Source organism: Paraburkholderia sp. BR14320 (assembly GCF_040948665.1).
GTDB classification, from domain to species: Bacteria; Pseudomonadota; Gammaproteobacteria; order Burkholderiales; family Burkholderiaceae; genus Paraburkholderia; species Paraburkholderia youngii.
Map to the genome: position 1 here is coordinate 28,469 of NZ_JBFPKG010000033.1, position 23,151 is coordinate 51,619.

General features: G+C 59.5%; 17 protein-coding genes. 16 read left to right on the forward strand and 1 reads right to left on the reverse strand.

The window, feature by feature from the left end; translation table 11 throughout:
* Window position 1: 1 nt before the first annotated feature.
* From AB3X89_RS26140 to AB3X89_RS26205, 14 genes are all read left to right on the forward strand, one after another.
* A complete protein-coding gene (locus tag AB3X89_RS26140) occupies window positions 2–823 on the forward strand; it encodes an ABC transporter permease (RefSeq protein WP_152850837.1) in 822 nt (273 codons plus the stop codon).
* A 1-nt stretch (window position 824) separates the two neighbouring features.
* The gene (locus AB3X89_RS26145; protein WP_321576738.1) at window positions 825–1,592 is read left to right on the forward strand and encodes an ABC transporter ATP-binding protein; all 768 of its coding nucleotides are present in this window, start codon (window positions 825–827) and stop codon (window positions 1,590–1,592) included.
* Between the two features lie 101 nt (window positions 1,593–1,693).
* The gene (locus tag AB3X89_RS26150) at window positions 1,694–3,088 is read left to right on the forward strand and encodes a phenylacetate--CoA ligase family protein (RefSeq protein WP_368585873.1); all 1,395 of its coding nucleotides are present in this window, start codon (window positions 1,694–1,696) and stop codon (window positions 3,086–3,088) included.
* Window positions 3,085–4,659: a polysaccharide deacetylase gene (locus AB3X89_RS26155; protein WP_368585874.1), complete on the forward strand. Its 1,575-nt coding sequence runs from the start codon at window positions 3,085–3,087 to the stop codon at window positions 4,657–4,659. The genes AB3X89_RS26150 and AB3X89_RS26155 overlap by 4 nt, the downstream gene beginning before the upstream one ends.
* The gene (wecB, locus tag AB3X89_RS26160; RefSeq protein WP_368585875.1) at window positions 4,656–5,777 is read left to right on the forward strand and encodes a non-hydrolyzing UDP-N-acetylglucosamine 2-epimerase; all 1,122 of its coding nucleotides are present in this window, start codon (window positions 4,656–4,658) and stop codon (window positions 5,775–5,777) included. The genes AB3X89_RS26155 and wecB overlap by 4 nt, the downstream gene beginning before the upstream one ends.
* The gene (locus tag AB3X89_RS26165) at window positions 5,770–7,026 is read left to right on the forward strand and encodes a glycosyltransferase (RefSeq protein ID WP_368585876.1); all 1,257 of its coding nucleotides are present in this window, start codon (window positions 5,770–5,772) and stop codon (window positions 7,024–7,026) included. The genes wecB and AB3X89_RS26165 overlap by 8 nt, the downstream gene beginning before the upstream one ends.
* Window positions 7,023–7,994 (forward strand): glycosyltransferase, encoded by a 972-nt coding sequence (locus tag AB3X89_RS26170; RefSeq protein WP_152850832.1) that lies wholly within the window; start codon window positions 7,023–7,025, stop codon window positions 7,992–7,994. Before AB3X89_RS26165 ends, AB3X89_RS26170 begins: the two co-directional genes overlap by 4 nt.
* 47 nt (window positions 7,995–8,041) lie before the next feature.
* Window positions 8,042–9,196 (forward strand): 2-deoxy-scyllo-inosose synthase, encoded by a 1,155-nt coding sequence (locus AB3X89_RS26175; protein WP_368585877.1) that lies wholly within the window; start codon window positions 8,042–8,044, stop codon window positions 9,194–9,196.
* Window positions 9,197–9,335: 139 nt separating this feature from the next.
* Window positions 9,336–10,544, forward strand: coding sequence for a glycosyltransferase family 4 protein (locus AB3X89_RS26180; RefSeq protein ID WP_368585878.1), 1,209 nt, complete (start codon window positions 9,336–9,338; stop codon window positions 10,542–10,544).
* Complete coding sequence (locus AB3X89_RS26185; protein WP_368585879.1) at window positions 10,541–11,293, forward strand: SDR family NAD(P)-dependent oxidoreductase; 753 nt, start codon at window positions 10,541–10,543, stop codon at window positions 11,291–11,293. Before AB3X89_RS26180 ends, AB3X89_RS26185 begins: the two co-directional genes overlap by 4 nt.
* A gap of 151 nt (window positions 11,294–11,444) precedes the next feature.
* Entirely contained in the window at window positions 11,445–12,320 is an 876-nt protein-coding gene (locus AB3X89_RS26190) for a glycosyltransferase (RefSeq protein WP_368585880.1), read from the forward strand.
* A 26-nt stretch (window positions 12,321–12,346) separates the two neighbouring features.
* A complete protein-coding gene (locus tag AB3X89_RS26195; RefSeq protein WP_368585881.1) occupies window positions 12,347–16,141 on the forward strand; it encodes a glycosyltransferase in 3,795 nt (1,264 codons plus the stop codon).
* A 210-nt stretch (window positions 16,142–16,351) separates the two neighbouring features.
* Window positions 16,352–17,491, forward strand: coding sequence for a glycosyltransferase (locus tag AB3X89_RS26200; protein WP_368585882.1), 1,140 nt, complete (start codon window positions 16,352–16,354; stop codon window positions 17,489–17,491).
* A gap of 169 nt (window positions 17,492–17,660) precedes the next feature.
* Window positions 17,661–18,620, forward strand: coding sequence for a UDP-glucose 4-epimerase family protein (locus AB3X89_RS26205; protein ID WP_368585883.1), 960 nt, complete (start codon window positions 17,661–17,663; stop codon window positions 18,618–18,620).
* A gap of 88 nt (window positions 18,621–18,708) precedes the next feature.
* Here the strand turns inward: AB3X89_RS26205 and AB3X89_RS26210 are convergent, their stop codons facing one another.
* A complete protein-coding gene (locus tag AB3X89_RS26210; protein ID WP_368585884.1) occupies window positions 18,709–20,169 on the reverse strand; it encodes a hypothetical protein in 1,461 nt (486 codons plus the stop codon).
* Between the two features lie 322 nt (window positions 20,170–20,491).
* Between AB3X89_RS26210 and AB3X89_RS26215 the strand changes: the two genes are divergently transcribed.
* Window positions 20,492–21,868 carry a methyltransferase domain-containing protein gene (locus AB3X89_RS26215; RefSeq protein ID WP_368585885.1) on the forward strand — a complete coding sequence of 459 codons (1,377 nt, stop codon included), beginning with the start codon at window positions 20,492–20,494 and terminating at the stop codon, window positions 21,866–21,868.
* A gap of 285 nt (window positions 21,869–22,153) precedes the next feature.
* On the forward strand, window positions 22,154–23,149 hold the full coding sequence (locus tag AB3X89_RS26220; RefSeq protein WP_368585886.1) for an FkbM family methyltransferase: 996 nt from the start codon (window positions 22,154–22,156) through the stop codon (window positions 23,147–23,149).
* Window positions 23,150–23,151: the final 2 nt, after the last annotated feature.

The following is a 23,151-nucleotide window of genomic DNA, read 5'->3' on the forward strand; positions in this document are numbered from 1 at the left end:
GATGGACATAGCAGCAATCGATCGCGGCAAGTCCGACCTTGCAGCTCATAGCGGAAGCGATGACCTGGCGGTCGGAATCAGGTCCGTGCGCGTGTGGGGAACGCTCGGCTGGCACGACATTCGTCAGCGCTACCGCCGCTCGGTCATCGGCCCGTTCTGGTTCACGCTCAGCACGGCCATCATGGTTCTGGTGTTGGGCGCGTTGTACTCGACGCTGCTGCACCAGAACGTCGAGGACTATCTGCCTTATCTGGCCGTGGGGCTGGTCATCTGGGGCTATCTGTCTTCAGTCGCGAACGAGGGCTGCAATGCGTTCATTGGCGCATCCTATCTGATCAAGCAGATACGCATACCACTGACCATTCATGTGTGCAGAATCGTGTGGCGCAATTTCGTGATTCTGCTGCACAGCCTGCCCGTCGTGGTGGTTCTGCTGATTGTCTTCGGTCGTTGGCCAACTTTCGAGTTCCTGCTGGTGCCTATCGGGTTGTTCATGCTGCTGCTGCATGGCATCTGGGTTGGTGTCACATTGGGTGTGCTGTGTGCGCGTTTCCGCGATATTCCGCCGATCGTGACCAATCTCATTCAGGTGGTTTTCTTTTTTACCCCTGTCATGTGGTCGCCGGAAATCCTGAAAGACCGTGCATGGGTTGCCGAATACAATCCGCTGTATCACCTGATCGAAACGGTGCGTGCGCCGATCACCGGCCGCCCGATCCATTGGGAGTCGTGGGTCTGGTCGATCGGCTTGCTGATCGTCGGCTTTGCTTTTTCGCAGTTCCTGATGCGTCGCGCTCGCAATCGCGTTCCCTATTGGCTTTGATATCGTGAGTTCATCTATTGTTGCCGAGGGAATTTACGTCGAGTTCCCGATTTACGAGAATTCTCATCGTTCTCTGAAAAAGGCTGTGCTGAATCTGACGACGGGCGGTCGCATCGGGCAGGATGCCGGCCATCACGCGATCGTACGGGCTCTCGACGACCTCAATTTCACCTTCCAGGACGGTGAGCGCGTCGGACTCGTCGGGCACAACGGCTCCGGCAAGACGACGTTGTTGCGAACGCTCTCCGGCGTCTATGAGCCGGTGCGTGGCAAGCTGACGGTGCGTGGCAAGATTGCTTCGCTGCTCGATGTGTCGATGGGCCTCGATCCAGATGCCACCGGCTTCGAAAACATCTATCTGCGAGGCGTGATCGACGGTTTGAAGCCGGCCAGGATCCGAGCCAAAATCGATGAAATTGCCGAGTTCAGCGATCTCGGCGAATACCTGAATCTGCCGGTTCGAACGTATTCCAGCGGGATGATGCTGCGGCTTGCGTTTGCTATTTCGACCAGCATCGAAGCAGACATTCTGATCATGGACGAATGGCTGAGCGTCGGTGACGCCGATTTCAGCGTCAAGGCTGCGCAACGTCTCGAGACGCTTGTCGGTAATGCATCCATCGTGGTCGTCGCAACGCACGATCCGGGTTTGATCGAGCGGGTCTGCACCCGCAAGATCAGCCTCGAGCATGGGAAAGTGACAGCGGACGAACCGGTGGTTCGTCCGGTGGAAGCGGAAGCTCTGAGCCTTCCGGCTTCGTCCGTTTGACCTGTGTCAAGCGAAAGGCCGCGGCCCGTCCGGGCCGCGTGGCTCGAAGCTTATTCTATTTCGGCTCCTGCTAAACCGGGGCAAAGCTAAGGCATGCATCCATGCGCGCAGATCACCCTCTGGTTCGCTATGGCGAATCGTTGTTTTTGCATCAACCGTTCCGCCTGTTGAAGGGCGTTGCAGGCGCATACGTCGCCTATCCGATTGCCGAAAGCCGGGAAAAGCGCAGCGTGCGGCCGAAGATCGCCGAACTCCGTCGGCACTACCAGCTGCCATTCGAAGCGCGGCGCCGCATCGCGCTTGAGCGCCTCACATCGATCCTGCAATTCGCTGGCGAGCACGTTCCTTACTATCGCGATCTGTTTCGCGAAAAGCAGTTCGATCCCATCAAGGCAGGGAAGGACCCGCGCTATCTGGAAGAACTCCCGTATCTGACCAAGGACGTCATTCGCGAGCAGGGCGCACGCCTGTTCTCTCGCCCGCTTGAAGGTACGCGCCATCACGCCTGCAAGACCGGCGGTTCGACGGGATTGTCCTGCACGATCTTTTACGACCAGGAAGCCGCCGACTATTCGTCGGCCGTCACGTTCTACGCGCGACGCCGCGCAGGCAAGCGCGGTTACCGATCCGAATTGCATTTCGCCTGCCGGTTTCCCGACGAGGTCGTGCCCCAATGGCCATCGCGCGAGGATTTCAAATGCTTCGCGATGAACCGCAGCAACATCTTTTTCGATCGGATCGATGACGAAGGACTCGAGGAGATGTGGCGCACGCTCAAGCGACGCAGGCCTTATCTCGCGCATGGCCACCCGTCGACGATGTACGCGCTCGCATGCTATATCGAGCGCAAATACCAAACCGGCAAAGCCTTCGAAATATTCGAATCCAGCGGGGAGCTGCTCGAGGCGCATCAGCGCGAAGTGATCGAAAGAGCGCTGCGCTGCCGCGTGATCAATCGCTACGGTCTGGCAGAGCTGGGCGTGATGGCCTACGAGCTCGATGGACACCAGAACGGTTTCCAGATCCTCGAATCCGAGGGGTGGCCGGAAAACCGTCCGGTCCCCAGCGATGCGGGCGACGGCGCGGACGGCAGGAATGAACTGGTTTTCACCGGTTTCCGAAACCGCCTGATGCCGCTGATCCGCTATGCCACGGGCGACCTCGCGACCGTCGAAGAACGCAGCACCGGTCTGTTCCTGACCGACGTCGTCGGGCGAATTCACGATGTGGTTCCGATCAACGGCGTCGCACATCCGACGCACCATATTCAGGACATGCTCGACCATCGCGTCGGCGGCATCCAGGAGTTCCAGATCGACCTGCGCACTTCTCCGCCGACACTGCGCATCGTGCTCGAACCGTGGGCGAACGAGGAGGATACGACGCGCAAGCTGAAGGGTTACTGGAAGGACGCCTTCGCGATTTCGTATGTCGGTCACGGCGAACTCCTTCGCGTCGGACGCCGGGCCAAATTCCGCCATGTGGTGACCGCATGATCGGCGTACTCCACTCCTGCGCCTCGAAGGAAGCCGGCGAGTATGTGCTGGCCGCACTGCGCCGCTCGGTCAGCTCGACTGGTGCTCGCGCCATTTCGCCGGGCATGTTGCGCGATCTTGGAGCGACGATCGTTACGGCCGTCGACGTTCCCGATGCATGGGGCGATGCGCTGGTGCAATGGTTGGGCAAACCGCGCAACAAGCTCATCGTATTCGGGCGGCTGCCTCTTTCGCTGGCAAGCGAGCTGGGCTGCCAGGAACGCCCCTGGCCGGACGGCTTCCAGCAGGCAGCGCGCAGTCCTTCGGCTCCCAGTCGCGAGACCGCGCAAAGCCGCGCCGTCGTGCGATATACGAAACGCGCGTCGCAACTTGGCGGGCGCGCGTGGCTCCGGCCGTTCGAGCGCTTTGACTTTACCGACGAGTGGAACAACCTCGGCTTCGGGGCCATTCGCGCGGACGGCTCGATTTGGGCGACCAGCGCACCGATCGACGCGCCGCAAGATTGCCGTCTCGCTTCGGTGGATATCGACGACGAGCGCGGTTTTACCTATGCCGCGCTGTGGGAACGCGATGCCGCCAGCGTGTTGTGGTTCAACCGGCCAGTTGGACCCATCGATTCGTTCGAATGGCGCCTGGTCGAAAACTTCGTGTCGTCGCATCGGAGCGATCGAACCGCATGCCAGCCTGTGCTCACAGAGATTCCTTGGGGCCACGACGCGGCAATCACTTCACGACTCGATTGCGACGAGGACGTCGAATCGGCACGGCCGCTGTGGAATGCGTACCGCCGTCTCGGCGTTCCGTTCTCGCTGGCCGTGCATACGAGCAATCTCGGCAACGAGGCTAATCACAGAATCCTGCGCGAACTGGCCGCCGATCCGCGCGCCGCAATCCTGTCGCATACAGCGACGCACGCGCCGAACTGGGGCGGCTCTTTGGAGGCCGCACTGGTCGAAGGCAGCGAATCCATGCGGCTCATTGAAGAGGTGATTCGCAAGCCGGTGCGGTATGCCGTATCGCCCTTTCACCAAAGTCCGCCCTATGCGCTCGCGGCCCTATCGGATGCGGGCTACGCCGGCTGTATCGGCGGCATCATCCGCAACGACCCCGAGTTCCTGATAGCCCGTGGTGGTGGCCTTGCAGGCCTTCCCGCCGGGTTCATCGGCCATAGCCAGCAAACGATGCTGCATGGCGACTGCATGCTGGCTTCGGGCGACCCGCTCGCGGTATTCAAACAGGCTTTCGATCTGGCCTTCGACAGTCACACGCTATTCGGCTATCTCGATCATCCATTCTCCGAGCGGTATCAATATGGCTGGCCAGACGAGGATGCGCGAATCGAGGCGCACCAGCAGTTCATCGCTTATATGCAGGCGCGGGCTCGCAAGCCGCTCTTCATGCACGAAGACGACGCAATGGATTTCCTGCGCGCGAAATCGCTGGCCAATGTGATTGCCGATGACGGAGCGTGGCGCGTGCAGCTTTCGGCGGCGGCGCCGGCGCCGTATGGCATGACGCTCGAATGGCAGGGCGAATCGGTGCAAGCCTTGAACGGGACACGCCTGACATGAAAATCATGGTCGTCATGGGGACGCGCCCCGAAGTCATCAAGCTGGCGCCCGTCGTCGCGGCACTGCGCAAGCAGGTCGATACGATCGTGTGCGCGACCGGCCAGCATCGCGAAATGCTCGCGCAGGCACTGGATTTCTTCGGCATCGTGCCCGATGTCAGTGTGGAAACGATGAGCCCTGGCAGTTCGCTGAACATCCTCTCGGCGCGTCTGCTCACGGAAATGGACGAGGTATTCTCCCGCGTGCGGCCTGACTGGGTCGTCGTGCAAGGCGATACGACCACGGCGTTTTGCGCGGGCCTCGCGGCGTTTCACCGGGGCATTCGGGTGGCCCACGTGGAAGCCGGCCTGCGTACCGGTGACCTGCAGAACCCGTTCCCCGAAGAAGCCAATCGAAGTCTGCTTGGCCGCATCGTCAGCCGTCATTTCGCACCTACGCAACTCGCGCGGCAAAATCTGCTGCGCGAAGGCATCGACGACTCGAAGATCATGGTGACCGGAAATACCGTCGTCGATGCGATCATGATGGCGCGCGATTCGTGGCAGCGCGCATCGCAGAGTCTGGTGCTGCCTGCGGGCGGCGAGGCAGGCCGCGAGACGATCCTGGTGACGTGTCACCGGCGAGAGAATTTCGGCGACACGCTGCTGGGGATTTGCCATGTGCTACGCACGTTGTGCAGCCGATACGGGCAATACCAATGGGTTTTCCCCGTCCATCTGAATCCCGCCGTGCGTGAGCCGGTCATGCAAGAACTCGGCAACATTCGCAATCTCGCACTGATCGAGCCCGTCGATTACCCGTCCAGCTTGTACCTGATGAGCCGCAGTGCGCTGGTGATCAGCGATTCGGGCGGCATCCAGGAAGAGGCGCCGACCTTCGGCGTACCCGTCGTCGTGATGCGCAGTCATACCGAGCGAAGGGAAGGCGTCGATGCCGGCTTCTCGACGCTTGCCGGTCAGCGTCCGGAAAGCATCGAAGCCGCGGTGATCGACTGGCTCGACGATCCGGAGCGGCGCCGGGCGCTGCGCAACCGGCCGAATCCGTATGGAGATGGTCGCGCCTCCGAACGTATGGTGGCGAGCCTGTTGGATCATGCAGTCGAGGCCTTCAATGGGTGAGGGCGTGCACGCCAGGCGGCGAACGACCGATTGCATTCTGTTTTCGACCGCCGATTGGGACGAACCCTACTGGACGAACAAGCAGCACACCGCGCATATCCTCGCGCAGAATGGCTGGCGCGTGCTGTATGTGGAAAGTCCGGGGCTGCGCTCGCCGAAGGTGTCGAGCGGGAAGGATTGGGCAAGAATCTGGCGGCGGCTGTGGAGCGGCTTGCGTTCGAATTTCGTTGCGCCACCGCAGCGCGAGAAAAACGTCTGGGTCCTATCGCCACTGATGATTCCGGCCAGGCATCACATGCCGATGTTCCGGATGTTCAATCAGGCCTTGCTGAAATGGAGCATTGCCCGGTTCACGCGGAAGCATCGGTTTGCCGATCCGCTCGTCTGGACGTATCACCCTTTCATGCTGGGCGCGATCGAAGACTTGCCGCATGGCGCCTTCGTCTATCACTGTGTGGACGATCTGGCGGCCATCCCGGGCGTCGACGTCGAGGCTTTCGATGTCGCGCAGCAGCAATTGTTGGCGCAGAGCAAGGCCGTTTTCACCACGGCAGTCGCGCTTCGCGATCACTGTCTGCGCTACAACGCCAACACTCATTACTTCGCGAATGTGGTGGATGCGCGCCATTTCGGGCGAGCATTCGAAGGAAGCGAACTGCCGCCCGATGTCGCATCGATCCCCGCCCCCCGACTGATTTATCACGGTGTGCTGTCGGACTTTAAGGTCGACTTTCCGCTGATCCACGAAGCGGCGAAACGGCGACCGGACTGGCAGTGGATTTTTATCGGTGAAGAGCGGGAAGGTCAGCGAAGCGAAATGGTTGCGCGGCTCAGGGCGCTGCCGAACGTTCATTTCCTGGGGTATCGGAGCTATCAGCAACTGCCCTCGTATTTGCGAGGCATGAACGTCGGCCTGCTGCCGACGCTGCTGAACAATTACACCCGGTCGATGTTTCCGATGAAGTTCTTCGAGTACCTCGCGGCCGGGCTGCCGGTCGTCGCGACGCCGCTCGACTTTACGAAGGAACGCCTCGCGGGGCTGGAGGTGGGCGGCTCGCCCGAAGCGTTCATCGCCGCTATCGAGCGGCAGTTGCAACGCGGCAGGCTCGATCCCGTGGAGGCGCGCCAATACGTGGGCGATAATACCTGGGATGCCCGAACCGCTAAAATGCTGGATCTGGTATGGGCCGAGCCGGTCGAGTCGAGCACCGACCCGTTGGCTGGCGACATTAAATGGAGCGTTGAATGACCGATTCGCGTGTACTTATTACCACTTATCCGGCTGCGTTCTTGCATCGCGGCGGCGGTGAGCTCGAACTCGTCGACCTGATGGTGAACCTGCGGCAGCTTGGTGTGCGAGCGGACCTGTATGGCCCGACGGCCCAACCGCTGAACAAATACGACGTCGTGCTGCACTATTCCGTTATCCCAACCGGCATGGAATTCGTTCGCGAAGTCAAGGCGGAGGGCAAGAAGCTTGTGCTGATGCCGAGCCTGTGGTGGTCGAAGGAGCCGTCGCAAGGGGAGAAGAATTCCGCCGCGGCGTTCTTCGCTCTGGCCGACATGATCGTTTTCAAGTCGAAATCAGAGTTTGAGAATGTCAACGCGCACGTTCCCGTCGACCAGTCGAAAGTCGCGTTTTGTCGTTGGGGCGCTGATTCCTGCTTCGAAGAGCTGATCAGCGGCGATCTCTTCAAACAGGCTTATAAGGTCGACGATTATCTGCTGTCGGTCGGTATCATCGAAGAGCGTAAGAACCAGCTTGCGGCTATCCATGCTCTGCGCGACTCCAGAATTCCGCTCGTATTCGTAGGAGACTACCGCGACCGCGAATATTACGAAGCTTGTGTGAAAGCCGCGCCGGCGCACTTCAAGTTCCTCCCGTACCTGGCGCCGAAGTCGGAAATTCTTCGCTCGGCTGTGCGCGGCTGCAAGGCGTTCATCGAAGTGTCGCTCGAGCCCGCCGGCTTCTCCGCGTTCGAGGCGGCGCTGGCACGCGTACCGATGGTGCTGTCGAGCGGGCCGTGGACGCAAGAGCATTTCGGCAACGAACTGGTTCATCAGGTCGATCCGATGTCGACCGAATCGATCCAGAAGGGCGTCGAAGCGGCGCTTAATACGCCGGTGTCGCCCCAGTTGCAGCGCAATGTACACAACCAGTACCTGATGCCGCAATGTCTGGAGCCGTTGGTCCGGGTCTTGCGCGTGCGGTCTTAACCGCGTCTTCAATTCATTCGGCACGGGCTGCCGTGCATCAGATTCATATGAGCGACCAGACAGACGTACGCCACTTCAATTTCCACGCTGACAAGAGGCTGGTTAGCGAGGTCATTGTTCAGAAGGATTCCCTGCGTCATCTCGACGAAATGGGCGTGTTCAACCACATCCGGAAAGAGTCCAAGCACCTGCTGGTGACGGACAAGAATGTGGAAAAGCTGTACCTGCGCCGCGTGCTCGAAGGAATCGAGCGCTCGGGGCGGTCGGTGCGTACGTTGGTCGTGCCGGCAAGCGAAGCCTCAAAGAGCTTCAAGATCTACTCTCAGCTGGTCGAGAAGGCGCTCGACTACGGATTCGACAAGCATTCCGTGATCTTCAGTCTGGGCGGCGGCGTGGTGAACAATCTCGCGGGCTTTCTCGCCTCGACGCTGTATCGCGGTATCGGCCTCGTGCATTTTCCGACGAGCCTGCTGTCGCAGGTGGACGCGGCGATCGACTTCAAGCAGGCGATCAACTTCGATCACGGCAAGAACCTGATCGGCAGTTATTACCCGGCGTCGAAGATCGTGGTCGATCCGCTCGTGCTGCGAACACTCGACGTTCGTCTGATTCGCGACGGCCTTGCCGAAACGATCAAGCATGCGATCTGTCAGGACACCAAATTCCTGTCGTACCTGATGTCCAACAGCGAGCATCTGGTGGATCCGGACTTCCTGACCGAAGTTGTAAAGAAGTCGATTGAACTGAAGCTCGAGGTGATGAGCGGCGATCTCGATTCGGATTACGATGAAACGCTCAAGCAATACGGGCACGCGATCGGCCATGCCGTCGAACACCTGTCCGAGGGCGACGTGTACCACGGAGAGGCGATATCGATCGGCATGTGCGTATCGGCGGAAGTGGCATTGCTGCTCGGCTTGTCCGACGAGGAAACGGTCGAGCTACATTACGACGTGTTCCGCCGTATGGGCTTGCCCACCACGGTACCGGAAGCTTTCTCGCTGTCGGATCTGTGGGAAAAAATCCGCTATGACAAGCACTTTTTGAGCGGCAAGGCTTATATGGGTCTCGTCCGGACGGCCGGCGTCATGGCGCCGACCAACAATGGCAACTTCGGTCACTACATTGAGCAATCCGTGATCTTCGAAGCCATCGAAAAGAATCGCCAGCAGGGCCAGCGCGACGCACGGCGCGTCAGCTAACTGCGGTCGACGGGTTGTGCGCGAGTCCGGCATCGAGTCACACGCGATGCCGGACTTTGCGTAGATGGGGGCGACAACCCAGATAGACGATGGATTCCTTTGGGGACAACGTCAAGCACACTATTGATACGAACGGTTCATGCGCCATCGACTATATTTTGACGTGACCGAACTTGCCGGCTTCGACAAGGGCACGGGCATCCAGCGGGTCACGCGGGCATTGCTTCAAGCGTTGAGGCAGCGACCTCCGAAAGACTGGAAAGTAGTGGCCGTACGTGGCGACGGCTCGAGCGGCCGGTTCGTGACGGCGACTTCTCTGGCTGAGCACCAATTGACAGGGCAACCGGAATCGCCCGACGAAATTGCGATCGAGCCCGCTGCGGGCGACATCTTTCTGAGCGTCGACCTCGCGTACAACATCACGCCGTCGTTGCGCGAGGAACTGGTTCGTTTTCGCTCGCACGGAGTCGGCATTTACTTCGTCGTCTACGACCTGATACCTCTGATGTACCCAGAATGGTTCGAAGGGACGAATGCCTGGTTCGAAGGCAATGACTACCTGCAGCTTTTCAACTACTGGTTCGATTGCGTCAGCGAGGAAGGCGATGGACTGATCTGTATCTCGGAGTCGGTGCAAACCGACGTGCAGGCATGGATCAGGCAACATCCGTTGAGGCGCCCCGAGCCGCCTCAGCTAGGTTACTTCCATCTCGGTTCAGACATCGCGGAAAGCATTCCCTCGACTGGACTGCCAGCAGAAGCTGGCGAAGTACTGGCGCGCCTCAAGTCCGCTACGACTTTCCTGATGGTGGGCACGCTCGAACCGCGCAAAGGGCATGAACTGGCGCTCGATGCGATCGAGGCACTGTGGGCCGAAGGCAAAGACGTCAATCTGGTCTTCGTCGGGCGGGCGGGCTGGAAGATCGAGCGGCTGATCGAGCGGCTCAAGACCCATCCGCGCCTGGGCAGGCAGTTGTTCTGGCTCGACGGCATTAGCGACGAGTATCTGAGAGAAGTGTACATGGCGTCGTCGGCGCTGCTTGCGCTGTCGTGCGCCGAAGGCTTCGGCTTGCCGCTCGTCGAGGCCGCGCACTACCGGCTTCCGTTGATCGCCCGCAGCATTCCGGTGTTCCGCGAAATTTGCGCAGATGCGGCGACCTATTTCACCGGTTCGTCGCACACTGAGTTGCACGCGCTGCTTCAGCAGTGGATCAGCCAGCGCGCGAACGGCGAGATACTCTTTCCGGACAACATGGAAGTGCTGTCGTGGCCCGAGTCGGCGATGCAGTTGATGCGCGCAGTCGGAAAGATGCGCGGCGACGAATTTTTCTGGAGTATCGGAACATGACGAAACGCATTCTCGTGACAGGTGCGAGTCGCGGCATCGGGCTGTCGATCGCGCAAACGCTGGCAGGCAAGGGGTATGCTCTGGACCTGTTGACGAGCAGCGAAGCATCGGCAGACGCACTTCGCGGCGAGCCGTTCGTGACCGATATGCAGGCGCGCGTTCATGCGCTGGATCTTGCCGACGCCCAGGCGGTCAGTCGATTCGCGAGCAGCTGGCGGGATGAACTGTGGGCCATTGTCAATAACGCCGGGATTTGCAAGACCTTCGGCCTGCTGGACAGTGGCGACGATCCGTTGGACGAAGTATTGGGCACCAACCTCATCGGCCCATATCTGCTGACGAAGGGCCTGATCGCTCGGCTGGCGCGTCCGGGACGTATCGTCAACATTGCATCGCAACTGGGGCAGGAAGGCCGGGCCGGCTATTCGGCCTATTGCGCGTCGAAGTTCGGCCTGATCGGCATGACGAAATGCTGGGCGAAAGAGCTGGGCGCCGAAGGCATTACCGTGAATGCTGTGTGTCCGGGTTGGGTGGGCACGGAGATGTCATTCAAGGATATCGAACGGATGGCTTCCGAACGAGGTATCAGCGCGCAGCAGTTTTATGAAGAAACCTGTGCGCCGCTCGAGTTGAAGCGGTTCAATACGCCAGCCGAAGTGGCCAACCTGGTGGCGTTTCTTGTTTCGGATGAGGCATCGGGTGTGACGGGGCGTGACTGGTTGATGCATACGGTGTGGAACCAGTCGTGATTCTGCAAATAACAATTGTTGCGTCTCGTGACGCGTTGACTCGGGACAATGAATGAAAGCGCTTTTCTACAACTACCCTTGGGCGATGGACGTCCCCGGCGGCGGTGAGCGGCAGATGGCGGCGTATGCGCATCACCTGCCGCGGTTCGGCGTGCAGGCCGATCTGTACGACATGTGGAACCCCTCGTTGGATGACTATCAGATCTTCCACGCGTTCTCGGTCATGCCCGGCGTTGTCGAAATGTGCGATTTCGCGAAGAAGCGCGGGCTCAAGCTCGTCGTGAATCCGAACCTGTGGATCACGCGCGAGACGAAAGACGACTATCCCTATGCGGCGATATGGAATATCCTGGAATTGGCTGATCGGGTGATCGTCAATTCGCACATGGAAGGCGACGCGTTGAGCGATGTTTTCGGCATCGCGCGCGAAAAATTTCATTGCGTGTACAACGCCGCCGAGGCGGATTTTCTCGTGCCCGCCGACACCAACGTGTTTCGCGAAGCTCACGATATCGATGGCCCGTTTGTACTGAATGTTGCGAATCTCGAGCCGCGCAAAAACCAGCTCGAGTTTATTCGGGTGTTGCGCGAAGAGCGGCCTGACCTGCAGTTCGTCATCGCCGGGGCCGCGCGCGACAAGCAATACGCACGTGCCTGTATCGAGGCGGGTGGCGATCAGTTGAAAATCGTTGGAACGCTTCCGTACGCGTCGGAGATGTTGCGCTCGGCGATGGCCGGTTGCGAGTTCTTCGCCATGCCGAGCCTGCTCGAGACGCCGAGCATCGCTGCGATTGAGGCCGCTGCGCTGGGCGCCAAAGTGCTGCTGACGCAAGTCGGCTCCACGACAGAATATTTCGGTGACTCCGTCACCTGGGTCGATCCGAAGTCAAGAGACTCGTTGCGTGCGGGGATTGCTGCGGCCATCGCATCGTCGCCGGATCGCTCGATATGGGCTGCGCGCCATCGTTTGCTTTGGCCGCTCGTCATGCCTGAAATCGTGCGTTGCTACCGGTCACTGCTCGGATAATCCATCCTGCTCGCGAAGAAATAACTGTGAAAATCGTACTAGACCTTCAAGGTTGTCAATCGGCCAGCCGTTTTCGTGGTATCGGTCGCTATTCGCTCGCGCTCGTCAAGGGTGTGCTACGCAACCGCGGAGACCATTCGATCAAGTTGCTGCTTAATGGTCTATACACCGAAGGACTCGACGAGCTGCGCCAGCAGCTGCAGGCCGATGTGCCTGCCGAAGACATCATCGTTTTCGATGCTGAAGGTCCTGTTGCCGCATTCGATACGGCTAACGAGGCCCGCGCGCGTCTGGCGGAGTTGGCCCGCGAGCGTCTGATCCAGTCGATCAATCCGGACGCGGTGTTCCTCACCAGTCTGTTCGAAGGTTTCGTCGACGACGCGGTAACTACCGTGGGCTTGCTCGGGGATGGTCCATTCACGGCCGTGACCTTGTACGATCTGATTCCCTATTTGAATCCGGATCCTCACTGGCCCGCGCACTACAAGAATTACTACGATCTCAAGATCGAATCGCTAAGACGCGCAGATCTGCTTCTGTCGATCTCGGATTACGCGCGGTTGGAGTGCCTTGGCGCACTGCCGGAGATGGAAGGCCGAATTGTGAACATGTCGACAGCTTGCGACAGTATGTTCACACCGGGAGGGTTTGCGCCAGGCGAACTTGCTGCGCTACGCGACAAGTTCGGTCTTGCCGAACGGTTCGTCATGAGCGCCGGTAATCTCGAACCGCGCAAGAATTTTGCGCAACTCGTCCGGGCCTTCGCATCGATGCCGGCCGAGCTGCGCAACGGGCGTCAGGTCGTCCTCGTCGGGGGCGCCGACGAAGAGCGGATCAGACAGATCGAGACTCTCGCCGCGGAAGTCGGGCTCGAACCGGATCAGCTGCGCGTACTGGGGCATGTAACGGACCAGGACCTGCTTTCGCTGTATCGGGCATGCGAACTGTTCGTCTTTCCGTCGTTTCATGAAGGCTTCGGGCTGCCGCCGCTCGAGGCGATGGCGTGCGGTGCGGTGGTACTCGGCTCGAATGCGACGAGCGTACCCGAGGTCATCGGGCGCGAAGACGCGATGTTCGATCCGGCGTCGCTTTCGCAGCTTCGCGAGTTGATGACCAAAGCGCTTACTGACGACTCGTTCCGCCAGTCTCTGCGCGCAAGCGCGCTTCAGCAGGCACAGGAATTTTCGTGGGACAAGACGGCGCAGCGCGCCTTGCGCGCGATCGAGTCGGGCGTGGCCGCGCAACTCGAACGTCGTGCACACGATGCGCGGCGCGGTGCCGGGCAGCCCGGTGCCGCGACGCCGGTGGGTCGGCCACGCCTTGCGATGGTGTCGCCGCTGCCGCCCGAACGCACGGGCATTGCCGATTACGTGTCGGAATTATTGCCGACGCTCGGCGAGACGTATGAAATCACTGTGATTTCGGATCAGCAGGGAGATGAAGTTTTGCCCGGCCCAGCGGGCGAGATCTTCGACGTCAAGCCTATCGCGTGGTTCGAACAAAACGCGGACCTGTTCGATCGTGTCGTGTATCAGATGGGCAATTCGCCATTCCACGAACACATGTTCGATCTGATGCGTCGCTATCCCGGCGTTGTCGTGGCGCACGACTTCTATCTGAGTTCGCTGGTGCTCTGGATGGATATGACCGGTCGCGAGCCGGACGCGATGAAGCACGCGCTGGTCCGTTCGCATGGCTACGGCGCGCTCGAGCAGTATGCGCGCGAAGGCGGCCAGGCCGCGAAGCGTCAGTGGCCCTGCAGCGTGGACGTGATGTCGAACGCGCTCGGGGTGATCGTTCACTCGAACTATAGTCGTGAACTCGCCGGCAGTTTCTATGGCAAAGCGTTCATGGGCAAGATGCGCGTCGTCCGTCAGCATCGAGCGGCTGTCGACACCACGCGGCGAGACGAGGCACGACGCAAGCTCGGCCTTGCCAGTGACGATTTCGTCGTCTGCGCGTTCGGCTTCATGGACTTCACGAAGCTGAATCACACGTTGCTCGAAGCGTGGGATCGTTCGGCGCTCGTCAAGGACAAGCATTGCAAACTGATTTTCGTCGGTGGCCGCGAAGAGTCGGACTACGGCCTCAGCATCGACGAGACGATCAGCCGCAGTGAAGGTGCATCGCGCATCAGCATCACGGGGTTCGTCGACCACGAGTCGTTCGTCGACTATCTGTCGGTTGTCGACGTGGCGGTACAGTTGCGCACGTGTTCGCGTGGAGAAACGTCCCGCACCGTGCTCGACTGTCTCGTGCATGGTGTTTCGCTGATCGTGAACGCGAACGGTCCAATGGCCGAGTATCCCGATGACACGCTGATCAAGCTCGACGACGAGTTCAAGACCGGCGATCTCGTCGCCGCGCTAGAACGCCTGTGGCGCGACGCGTCGCTGCGCGAGCGGCTCGGCGCACGAGCGAAAGAGTACATCTACGACAATCATGAGCCGCACAAGACCACTGCTGGCTATGCGGCGGTGATCGAGCATGTATACGAGACGCGGGCGCTTCAGCAGACGAAGCAGACCGCGACCCGGTTCTGGCGTCAGTTCCCGCCTTCCGCGGCGCTGGACCGCCATAGCGTGCAGGTCGCCACCAATCTGCTTGCGTCGCCCGTCAAGCCGAGCATCTACCTGGATATTTCGGCGACCGCCCGCAACGATCTGAAGACCGGCATCGAGCGCGTGGCCCGCTCGCTGCTGCGCGAGTTGCTCGTCACCCCGCCGAACGGCTACAACATCGTTCCCGTGTATCTGAATCAGGAAAACGGCCGCTGGCGCGTGCGGAAGGCGCAGACGTACCTGTCGAAGCAGCCCGGTTACGAGCTTGTCGATCCGATCGACGAGCTCGTCATCCCCGCACGAGGCGATGCGTTGATCGCGCTCGACCTGTACTCGGACGGTGTCGCTGCCGCGGCTGGGAACGGTCTGTATAACTATTGGCGCTCAGCGGGAGCCCAGATCGGGTTCGTTGTACACGACCTGTTGCCAGTTACCCGTCCCGAGTTTTTCCCGCCGTGGGCGCATGACACGCATAAGACGTGGGCTGCGACGATCTGCGCTAACTCCGACATGCTTTTCTGCATCTCCGAACATGTGCGCAAAGACGTCGCTCAATGGCTGGCCGATCACCATGCGTCGCAGGCGCGCAAGCCGGTCCTGCTGGTGTCGCATCACGGTGCTGATGTCAACGCATCGTTCCCGAGCTCGGGTCTGCCCGACGACGCGGAGGCGACCCTGGAGCAGATGAAGCTGCGTCCAACGTTTCTGATGGTCGGCACGATCGAACCGCGCAAAGGGCACTTGCAGGCGGTTCAGGCTTTCGAGCAGCTGTGGAAGGCGGGGGTGGACGTCAATCTCGTGATCGTCGGTTACGAGGGGTGGAAGTCGTTGCCTGCCAGCGACCGGCGCACCATTCCCGCGACGGTCGAGGCGATCCGCAACGCGCCGGAACTCGGCAAGCGCCTTTTCTGGCTGGAAGGCATCAGCGACGAATATCTCGAACGGGTCTATGCCGTTTCATCCTGCCTGCTATCGCCGTCGGAAGGTGAGGGGTACGGTTTGCCGCTGATCGAAGCTGCCAAGCACGGTCTTCCCATGATCGCGCGTGACATCGAGGTTTTTCGCGAAGTCGCGGGCGACGCGGCTTTCTATTTCACCGGCACGCAGGCGGCGGATCTCGAGCAGGCCATTCACCGCTGGCTCGAATTGCACGCGCAAGGCAAGGTGCCGGACCCGCGTCGTCTCACATTCGACACGTGGGCGCTGAGCGCACAACGCTTTGCTCGTCTGGCCGCGGCGCAATTGCAGCAACGCGCGTAGCCGCATGTCGGCAGTCTTGCGCGACAGGATGTCCGGTCGTGACCGTGCGGTGGGGAACGCTGCACGGGCTCGGCCACGTTCTCGCGAATCCACGAGCCCGCTCTTTTACCGGCTGGGCGACGAAATCCACCAGATCACGCGACGACGGAATCGGACGCCCAGCGCGGAGCGCTCCGTAACCATGCGTGTCTGCCGCGCGAAGGAAGCCGTATGAAGGCGCTGCATATATACCGCACTTATTTTCCCGATCCCCCTGGCGGCCTTCAGGAGGCGATCCGGCAAATCAGCCTGGCGACGAAGGCGTGCGGCGTCGAATCGAAGATATTTACGCTTTCACCTCAGCCTGTGCCGCGCGAACTGACGGTTGCAGAAGGGCAGGTGATTCGATCCAAATCATGGGCGGCGCCCGCGTCTTGCGATCTTGGCGGTCTCGATGCGTTCCGGCAATATCGTAGGCTCGCGGAGTGGGCCGACGTTCTGCATTTCCATTTCCCCTGGCCGTTCGGCGATGTGTTGCGCATGATGGGCGGCAGCGGCAAACCCGCCGTCATGACGTATCACTCCGATGTCGTCCGTCAGCGCTTCCTCGGCTCCATATACGGGCCGTTGATGGCGCGCACGTTGTCTTCGATGTCGGCCGTCGTCGCGACCTCGCCGGCTTACGCGAAATCGAGCACCGTACTGGCTTCGCTGGTCGCGCCGCAGCGGCTGCAAGTCATACCGCTAGGGATCGGCGACTACGCGAACAGCGATTTCGCCCAGCGATGCGGACCGCAAACGCTCGCCCGCATGGCACTCGGCGATAAACCGTATTTTCTTTCGCTTGGTGTACTGCGCTACTACAAGGGTTTACACACGCTGATCGAAGCCGCGCCCTTGATTCCGGCAACCCTGGTAATCGCGGGATCGGGGCCAGAGATGCAAAACCTGAAGAAACTCGCGGCGGATGTCGGTGCTTCCAATGTCATCTTTGCCGGCCAGGTCAGCGAAGAAGAGAAAATCGCATTGCTGAAGGGGTGCCGTGCGATGCTCCTGCCTTCGCACCTCCGCTCGGAAGCGTTCGGGATGGTGCTGGTCGAAGCATCGATGTTCGGCAAACCCATGGTTTGCTGTGAGGTCGGTTCGGGCACGTCGTTTGTGAACGAGCACAATGTGACTGGTTTCGTCGTTCCGCCCGAATCTCCGCGTGAGTTCGCCGCGGCTGCTTGCCAGTTGCTCGCCGACGAAACATTGGCTGGACAGATGGGACTGGCGGCGCGGGCCCGTTATGAGCGGTTGTGTTCAGCGCCCGCCCTAGGCCGCGCGTACCGACGGCTGTACGACCAGGTAGCGACCGCTGAGCGAATGTGAACCGGATCGGGAGAGACCGCGTATGGGTTGCTGTTCGATCGGGTGCATCCGCACCGAACCCGGAACTGTTCTGCCGGCCGAAACGAGGCCGATGCGCGGATCATAGCCCGCGCATACCTTACGGCGTGCAGAGGTTCGTGCCGGACCACCTTATTTTGCGCATTCCACCATGACTCACACCGTACTCATCACTGGCGCGAACGGTTTCGTCGGTCATGCCGTTTCGCGTGCTCTCCTGCAGCGCGGAGACGCCGTCACAGGCGTCGTGCGCCAGCCGGGCACTACTTGCGACGGAGTGCGCGAGTGGGTTCTCGAAACGAGTGACTTCCTGGAGGTCGGCAGTCGCTGGCCTGCGGCGCTCGTTCCCGATACGGTGGTGCATCTGGCAGCGCGAGTGCACATGATGCGCGACACCAGTACCGATCCACTGGCCGCCTACCGCGAGACCAATGTTGCAGGGACGCTGCGTGTTGCCAAGGCAGCGCTCCGCGCCGGTGCGCGCCGGTTCGTATTCGTTAGCAGTATCAAGGCGATTGGCGAACGCGATGAGGGCCGTCCGCTGCGCGAGAGCGACGAGCCGGCCCCATGCGATCCTTATGGTGTATCCAAGCTCGAAGCTGAACGGGCGCTTTTCGCCTTGTCGCGTGAAAGCGGACTGGAAGTGGTCGTGGTGCGCCCGCCGCTGGTTTATGGGCCGGGCGTGCGGGCGAATTTCCTGCAGCTGATGGATGCAATATCCCGAGGTCTTCCACTGCCGCTTGGCGCGATTACCGCGCGGCGCAGCCTCGTGTTCGTCGATAATCTCGCCGATGCGATCGTCCAATCCGTGACCGATCCGCGCGCGGCGGGGGAGACGTTTCACGTGACGGACCGGCACGATTTGAGCGTCGCCGAACTGGCTCGCATGCTCGCGACGCAACTTCACGCGCCGTGCCGTCTCGTGCCTGTGCCGCCAAGCGTGCTGCGCATGCTGGGCAAGATTAGCGGGCGTTCCGCGCAAGTCGACCGGCTGATCGGCGAGTTACGGCTCGATAGCTCGCACATCGGTAAGACGCTCGGCTGGTATCCGCCGCACACTGTCGAACAAGGACTGTTGCAAACTGCAGCATGGTATCGGGCGACGCGCTGAAAATCGCTGCTGGCGAATCTCGATTCCACCACCTTGCCAGCGCTCCCGTTAACGGCCGACATTTTTTTCCGCCATCCGTCGTCCGGCATCACTTGGCCACAAGCTGAGAAAGGCGCGAGTCCGGGTCGGCATAGATGAGTATGTCGTAACCGTTCACGCGCTTTAGCACAGAGGGCTGGCCGAACTGCGCGATAACATCGGCTGTGGTGTAGTTGTCCGGATTAACCGTGTCGACGAGGATGAATCGCTTCCCGGTGGGAGATCCGTACCACTCGTGCCGCGATAGCCACAAGTATGGCCGGATCAAGCCATCCGCACCTTTTATTACGGCGCGCGTACGCACGGAGTTGCCTGACGCGAGCGTGGTCGACGAGGCAGACCAATATGGCCCATACCCGTCAGTCAAGCGATTCTCTTGAAGCCACGCTGCAAGACCCTGGATTGCAGGGCCAAAGTAAGTCGGGTTTTCACGCGCTACATGGAGCGTTCCCCAAAACGATCCGGCCGACAATATGCCGACAGCAACGATTAGCAATCGTCCCAAAGTGCTGCCGCCAAGCAGCTTTGCACCTACGATCGATCCATACACCAACGTCGGCAAAAGATAGCGATACGACGTCAGGTTCTGCATCTGGTCGCTGAGAAGCGCGGCGAGCATGGCGATGACGCTAGACCACGCGAAGCACATCAATAGAAAGTCTGTGTTTCTGAGCTGCTCGAGCCTGCCCGAGAACATGCGTCTGACCATCAGCAGGCTACCAGCGATCGCGGCGACCAGAAATACGACGCGAGCGAACATCGTAACCGGCGTCGCGGCCAGAGCTTCTCTGAAGCTCATGCCGCCGCTGGGAGCTAGCGGTCTGCCTGTGAAGTCCGCGCCAAAGATCATCAGCAAGCCGCGAGTCACTAGCGCGAAGTTACCCGAAAGCCGTTCGAAATCCGCGAAGGCCGCAGGTTGAGGCGAAATCGCGAAGCCGTGGACCTTTGCCACCACCACAATGGCCAACCTTCCAATGACGAGGCCGAGCGCCAGTGAAGCGGCGACCCAGACACATTTGTCGCGCTTGACTGCAGCGAGCCAGTGCAATCCGCAAACCACGATTGCGGGTCCGATCGCGGCGGATACGATAAAGGGGTCGCTGAAGCTCCCCATGAACGCGAGCAACGCCAGCCAAAAAAAAATTGCCTTCGAAAGCTGTGGCGCGCACCATTGACGATACGCGAACCAGAACAGACCTGCCCCGAGAAGGATCGTCGTGATGTGCGTGGGTGCGGTGCCGAGAACACGCATCGAGTGGTCGTCGATGACGATTGGAAGTCCCAGGCACACGAACACCGCTGCCTGTTGCCATCGGCTATCCGGGGTGATCTGACCGGTCATCCAGATGCAGTAGCAGACAACAGCTGCCCAGACCATCGCTGGAAAAATAAACAGGATTCGAGGGGTTAACCCCAGGAAGAGAGTCAACACACCCTCTGGAAGCAAATCCGTGAAATAGAATGGGTCGGGGGGGAATTCCCAACCGCGAAGCAGAGGATTGCCGAGCACTATGTCTCGGGCTGCCAACAACGAGTTCACGTCATCGCTGGTTCGTGCCAAAAAATGAAACAGCGAAAAGTACGTTACCGTGAGGACAATGAATGCGGATAGATATATTGGCGAGCGTAAATATCCCCAACGGTTTCGACTGCGAACCATGAACACACCTTTTGAGGTAAGGTTGCGAGACGAACTTTTCGATAGCACATATGCAGCTTGATTGACCGCGAAAACTACCTTTCGTGCTCCGCCATTGAGTATTCCGCTGGCTTATTTCAGGCCGCGCCGGGATGCCGACCAGGCAACGGTCCATTAACTTTCCGAGGATTCTATGGCAATTTTCGACCAGGGAGAACTGAAAGAAATCGACGAGATTCTGGCCTCCATCGAGAACGGAGCCACTCGTGACGTCAACTTGCAGGACCGCTTGGCGAGGATTTCGATCAGAGCTGCCGGCGAACTTCGTACGCTGAACGAGATGGATCCCTTCTCCGACGAGTACCTGACGAAAATTCGCCAAGTTCACGAAGAGATCGTGGGTCAAATGCATACTTTGGAGCCGCGAGCCACGCGTCAGTCGAACCATGAAGGTGAAAGTTCGGGGCCGTATCCATGGGATGCCCGACATCCGAAGTCGGTTGCTGCGATGCTTATCGCATGCGGGTTCCTGATCCAGGTTGCAGACATCCCGCGTCACGGACGCATCCTCGAAGTCGGTTGCGGTACGGGTTCGCTGACCTGGAATCTGGCGCGTATGGGATATCGAGTCGACGCGCTCGACCCGAGCTTCGCGCAATGCGATTCGGTCGTCGCCACGACCAGGGATCTGCCATTCGTGCCGAATGTCATCGCGTCGACGCTTAACGACTGGATCGATAAACGCCAAAAAAGCTATAAATACGACGCAGTGATTTTTTTTGAATCGTTCCGCCGTATCATGGATCACAAGTCTTGTCTCGAGAAGCTTACGCGAGACGGGCACATTGAAGATAACGCCAAAATCATCATTGCCGCAGAGTCAATTTTTCCGAGCACTTCCGAGCTGCTCCCGTATCCTTGGGGGCCTCGTCTGGATGGCGCATCACTGCGCTCGATGCGCAAATGGGGGCGGCTTGAACTCGGGTTTACACGAAGGTATCTGCAAGACTTATTGGCTCGGGTTGGCATGCAATATAAGCGTCTCGAAACGGACCTGGCCCTTCCGTTATCGCAAATCGTCGTCGGATCGCGCCGCATTCAACGTCCATATTGTGAAGTTCTACTGAAAGACGACTCTCGTCGTTACGAGGCTACGATCGAAGAGGGGTTCAATCTCGCCGCAGAAGGGTTCCCAAGCTTCCTCAAATGGGCCTCTGGCCTCTCGTTCAGGGAGGACTGGGGGCGATGGACGGTCGGCTCTCGCGTTGAGTTGGTGTTTAACGAGCAGTTACCGTCAAACGTGGAAATACTGCTCGAACTTCATCAAGTCTTTGGGCCAAATGTCGGCAAGTACCTCACTGTAGTGATCGACCAGAAGTCTCAGGTCGAGACTCTAAGGATGGTAGAAGACAAAAAGTCATATTCGTTCAGGTTTCGTGACGTAAAGACAAAGATGCTGACGCTGCTGATCCCGTGTCCAGGCAGACCCAAAGAAGTGCCAGAGTGGGGCAATGAGGACGCCCGCCAGATCGGAGTCGGAATTCGCTCAATTGCGTTCCGCGAACTGTAGCGAATCGTCCGGTGCGGAGAAAAGCTTTTGACTGCAGGCGAGGGGACGTGCACATCATCGCAAAGATGGTATCGGCGATCGACGCCCAAACCTCCGGCAACAGATGGTGGCAGTCTCGTTCGCCGATTTCATCGTTGAGTACCGCTCGAGTCACGGGATCGCGTCTATGTCAAAGCCGGGCGGGTGCGTGGGGACTTCGGGTGACGCCATATTTGCGCTTCTGCTTATAGAGAATCGTTGTCTAGCTGCGGATCGTATACAAATACTTACACCTCAGGATTGCAAATGAGTCTACAAAGCAGGAAGGTACGCATTGTTGATGCCATTTTCGACATTACTGGCGACAGCGGCTATCTCACCAGCATGGGCGACACATTCGAGCCGGCGACGCTCGACGTGCTGCACTCCCTGGTTACCAACGAGTCGCATGTTATCGACGTAGGCGCGAACATCGGATTTACGTCCATCGCTTTTTCTACATTCTGCCCAAACGGCAAGATTGCCGCCGTTGAACCTGTGCCTCGAACTTTCGAGCTATTGGAGAAAAACCTGTCCGCGGCTGGAGTGACTAACGTGTCGCGTCTTAATTTCGCGTTGGGCGCGCAGGCTGGCGAATTGAAAATGCAGGGAAATCCTGACTTCCTGGCTGGATCGTTCGTTGCCGACAAGTTCTCGATCAACGACGGCATCCATTTCGTAGACACTGTGCCGGTCTATCGTCTGGACGAAGCATTCGAATCCATGGGCCTCGCGCGTGTTGACGCGATGAAAGTCGATGTCGAGGGTTTCGAGCTCGATGTCTTCGAAGGCGCCCGCGCAACCCTCGAAACTTTCAAGCCTCTGGTGTTCATGGAGATGAATCACTGGTGTCTTTCCATGTTTCGACGAATGACTATTCCAGATTTTCGCGAACGGCTCCTCTCCATCTTTCCTTACATCTACGCCATCCACGGTTTGGAAGCGTGCGATATGCGCGTCGAGAATGTCGCCTATTACGTCGCTCATGAGCACCTGACGCAGAACAAATTTACCAACCTCATTGCCGGGTTCGACAAGGATCGCGTCGCTACGGCCATCGAACGATACAAGGAGCGGCGCGCTGCCCATTTGCCAGCGTGGGCGGGGCTTTTGCCGCATGAGATCGATGCATTGATCGCTCGAGCGAAAGCCGCGGAAGAACGCGCGAGGATTTATGAGTACCGTTCCGAAGTGCTGGAGAAGGTCGTCAATGACAAGGAGCGATTGATCTGGGCACTTGAAGAAAAGCTCGCTCGGAAATAGAC

Excerpts from the sequence above, each read along its gene's own strand:
- AB3X89_RS26205 (WP_368585883.1), top strand. The coding sequence starts at position 17,661 with ATGACTCACACCGTACTCATCACTGGCGCGAACGGTTTCGTCGGTCAT.
- AB3X89_RS26200 (WP_368585882.1), top strand. The coding sequence starts at position 16,352 with ATGAAGGCGCTGCATATATACCGCACTTATTTTCCCGATCCCCCTGGC.
- AB3X89_RS26185 (WP_368585879.1), top strand. The coding sequence starts at position 10,541 with ATGACGAAACGCATTCTCGTGACAGGTGCGAGTCGCGGCATCGGGCTG.
- wecB (WP_368585875.1), top strand. The coding sequence starts at position 4,656 with ATGAAAATCATGGTCGTCATGGGGACGCGCCCCGAAGTCATCAAGCTG.
- AB3X89_RS26175 (WP_368585877.1), top strand. The coding sequence starts at position 8,042 with ATGAGCGACCAGACAGACGTACGCCACTTCAATTTCCACGCTGACAAG.
- AB3X89_RS26155 (WP_368585874.1), top strand. The coding sequence starts at position 3,085 with ATGATCGGCGTACTCCACTCCTGCGCCTCGAAGGAAGCCGGCGAGTAT.
- AB3X89_RS26180 (WP_368585878.1), top strand. The coding sequence starts at position 9,336 with ATGCGCCATCGACTATATTTTGACGTGACCGAACTTGCCGGCTTCGAC.
- AB3X89_RS26140 (WP_152850837.1), top strand. The coding sequence starts at position 2 with ATGGACATAGCAGCAATCGATCGCGGCAAGTCCGACCTTGCAGCTCAT.
- AB3X89_RS26220 (WP_368585886.1), top strand. The coding sequence starts at position 22,154 with ATGAGTCTACAAAGCAGGAAGGTACGCATTGTTGATGCCATTTTCGAC.
- AB3X89_RS26215 (WP_368585885.1), top strand. The coding sequence starts at position 20,492 with ATGGCAATTTTCGACCAGGGAGAACTGAAAGAAATCGACGAGATTCTG.
- AB3X89_RS26150 (WP_368585873.1), top strand. The coding sequence starts at position 1,694 with ATGCGCGCAGATCACCCTCTGGTTCGCTATGGCGAATCGTTGTTTTTG.
- AB3X89_RS26165 (WP_368585876.1), top strand. The coding sequence starts at position 5,770 with ATGGGTGAGGGCGTGCACGCCAGGCGGCGAACGACCGATTGCATTCTG.
- AB3X89_RS26170 (WP_152850832.1), top strand. The coding sequence starts at position 7,023 with ATGACCGATTCGCGTGTACTTATTACCACTTATCCGGCTGCGTTCTTG.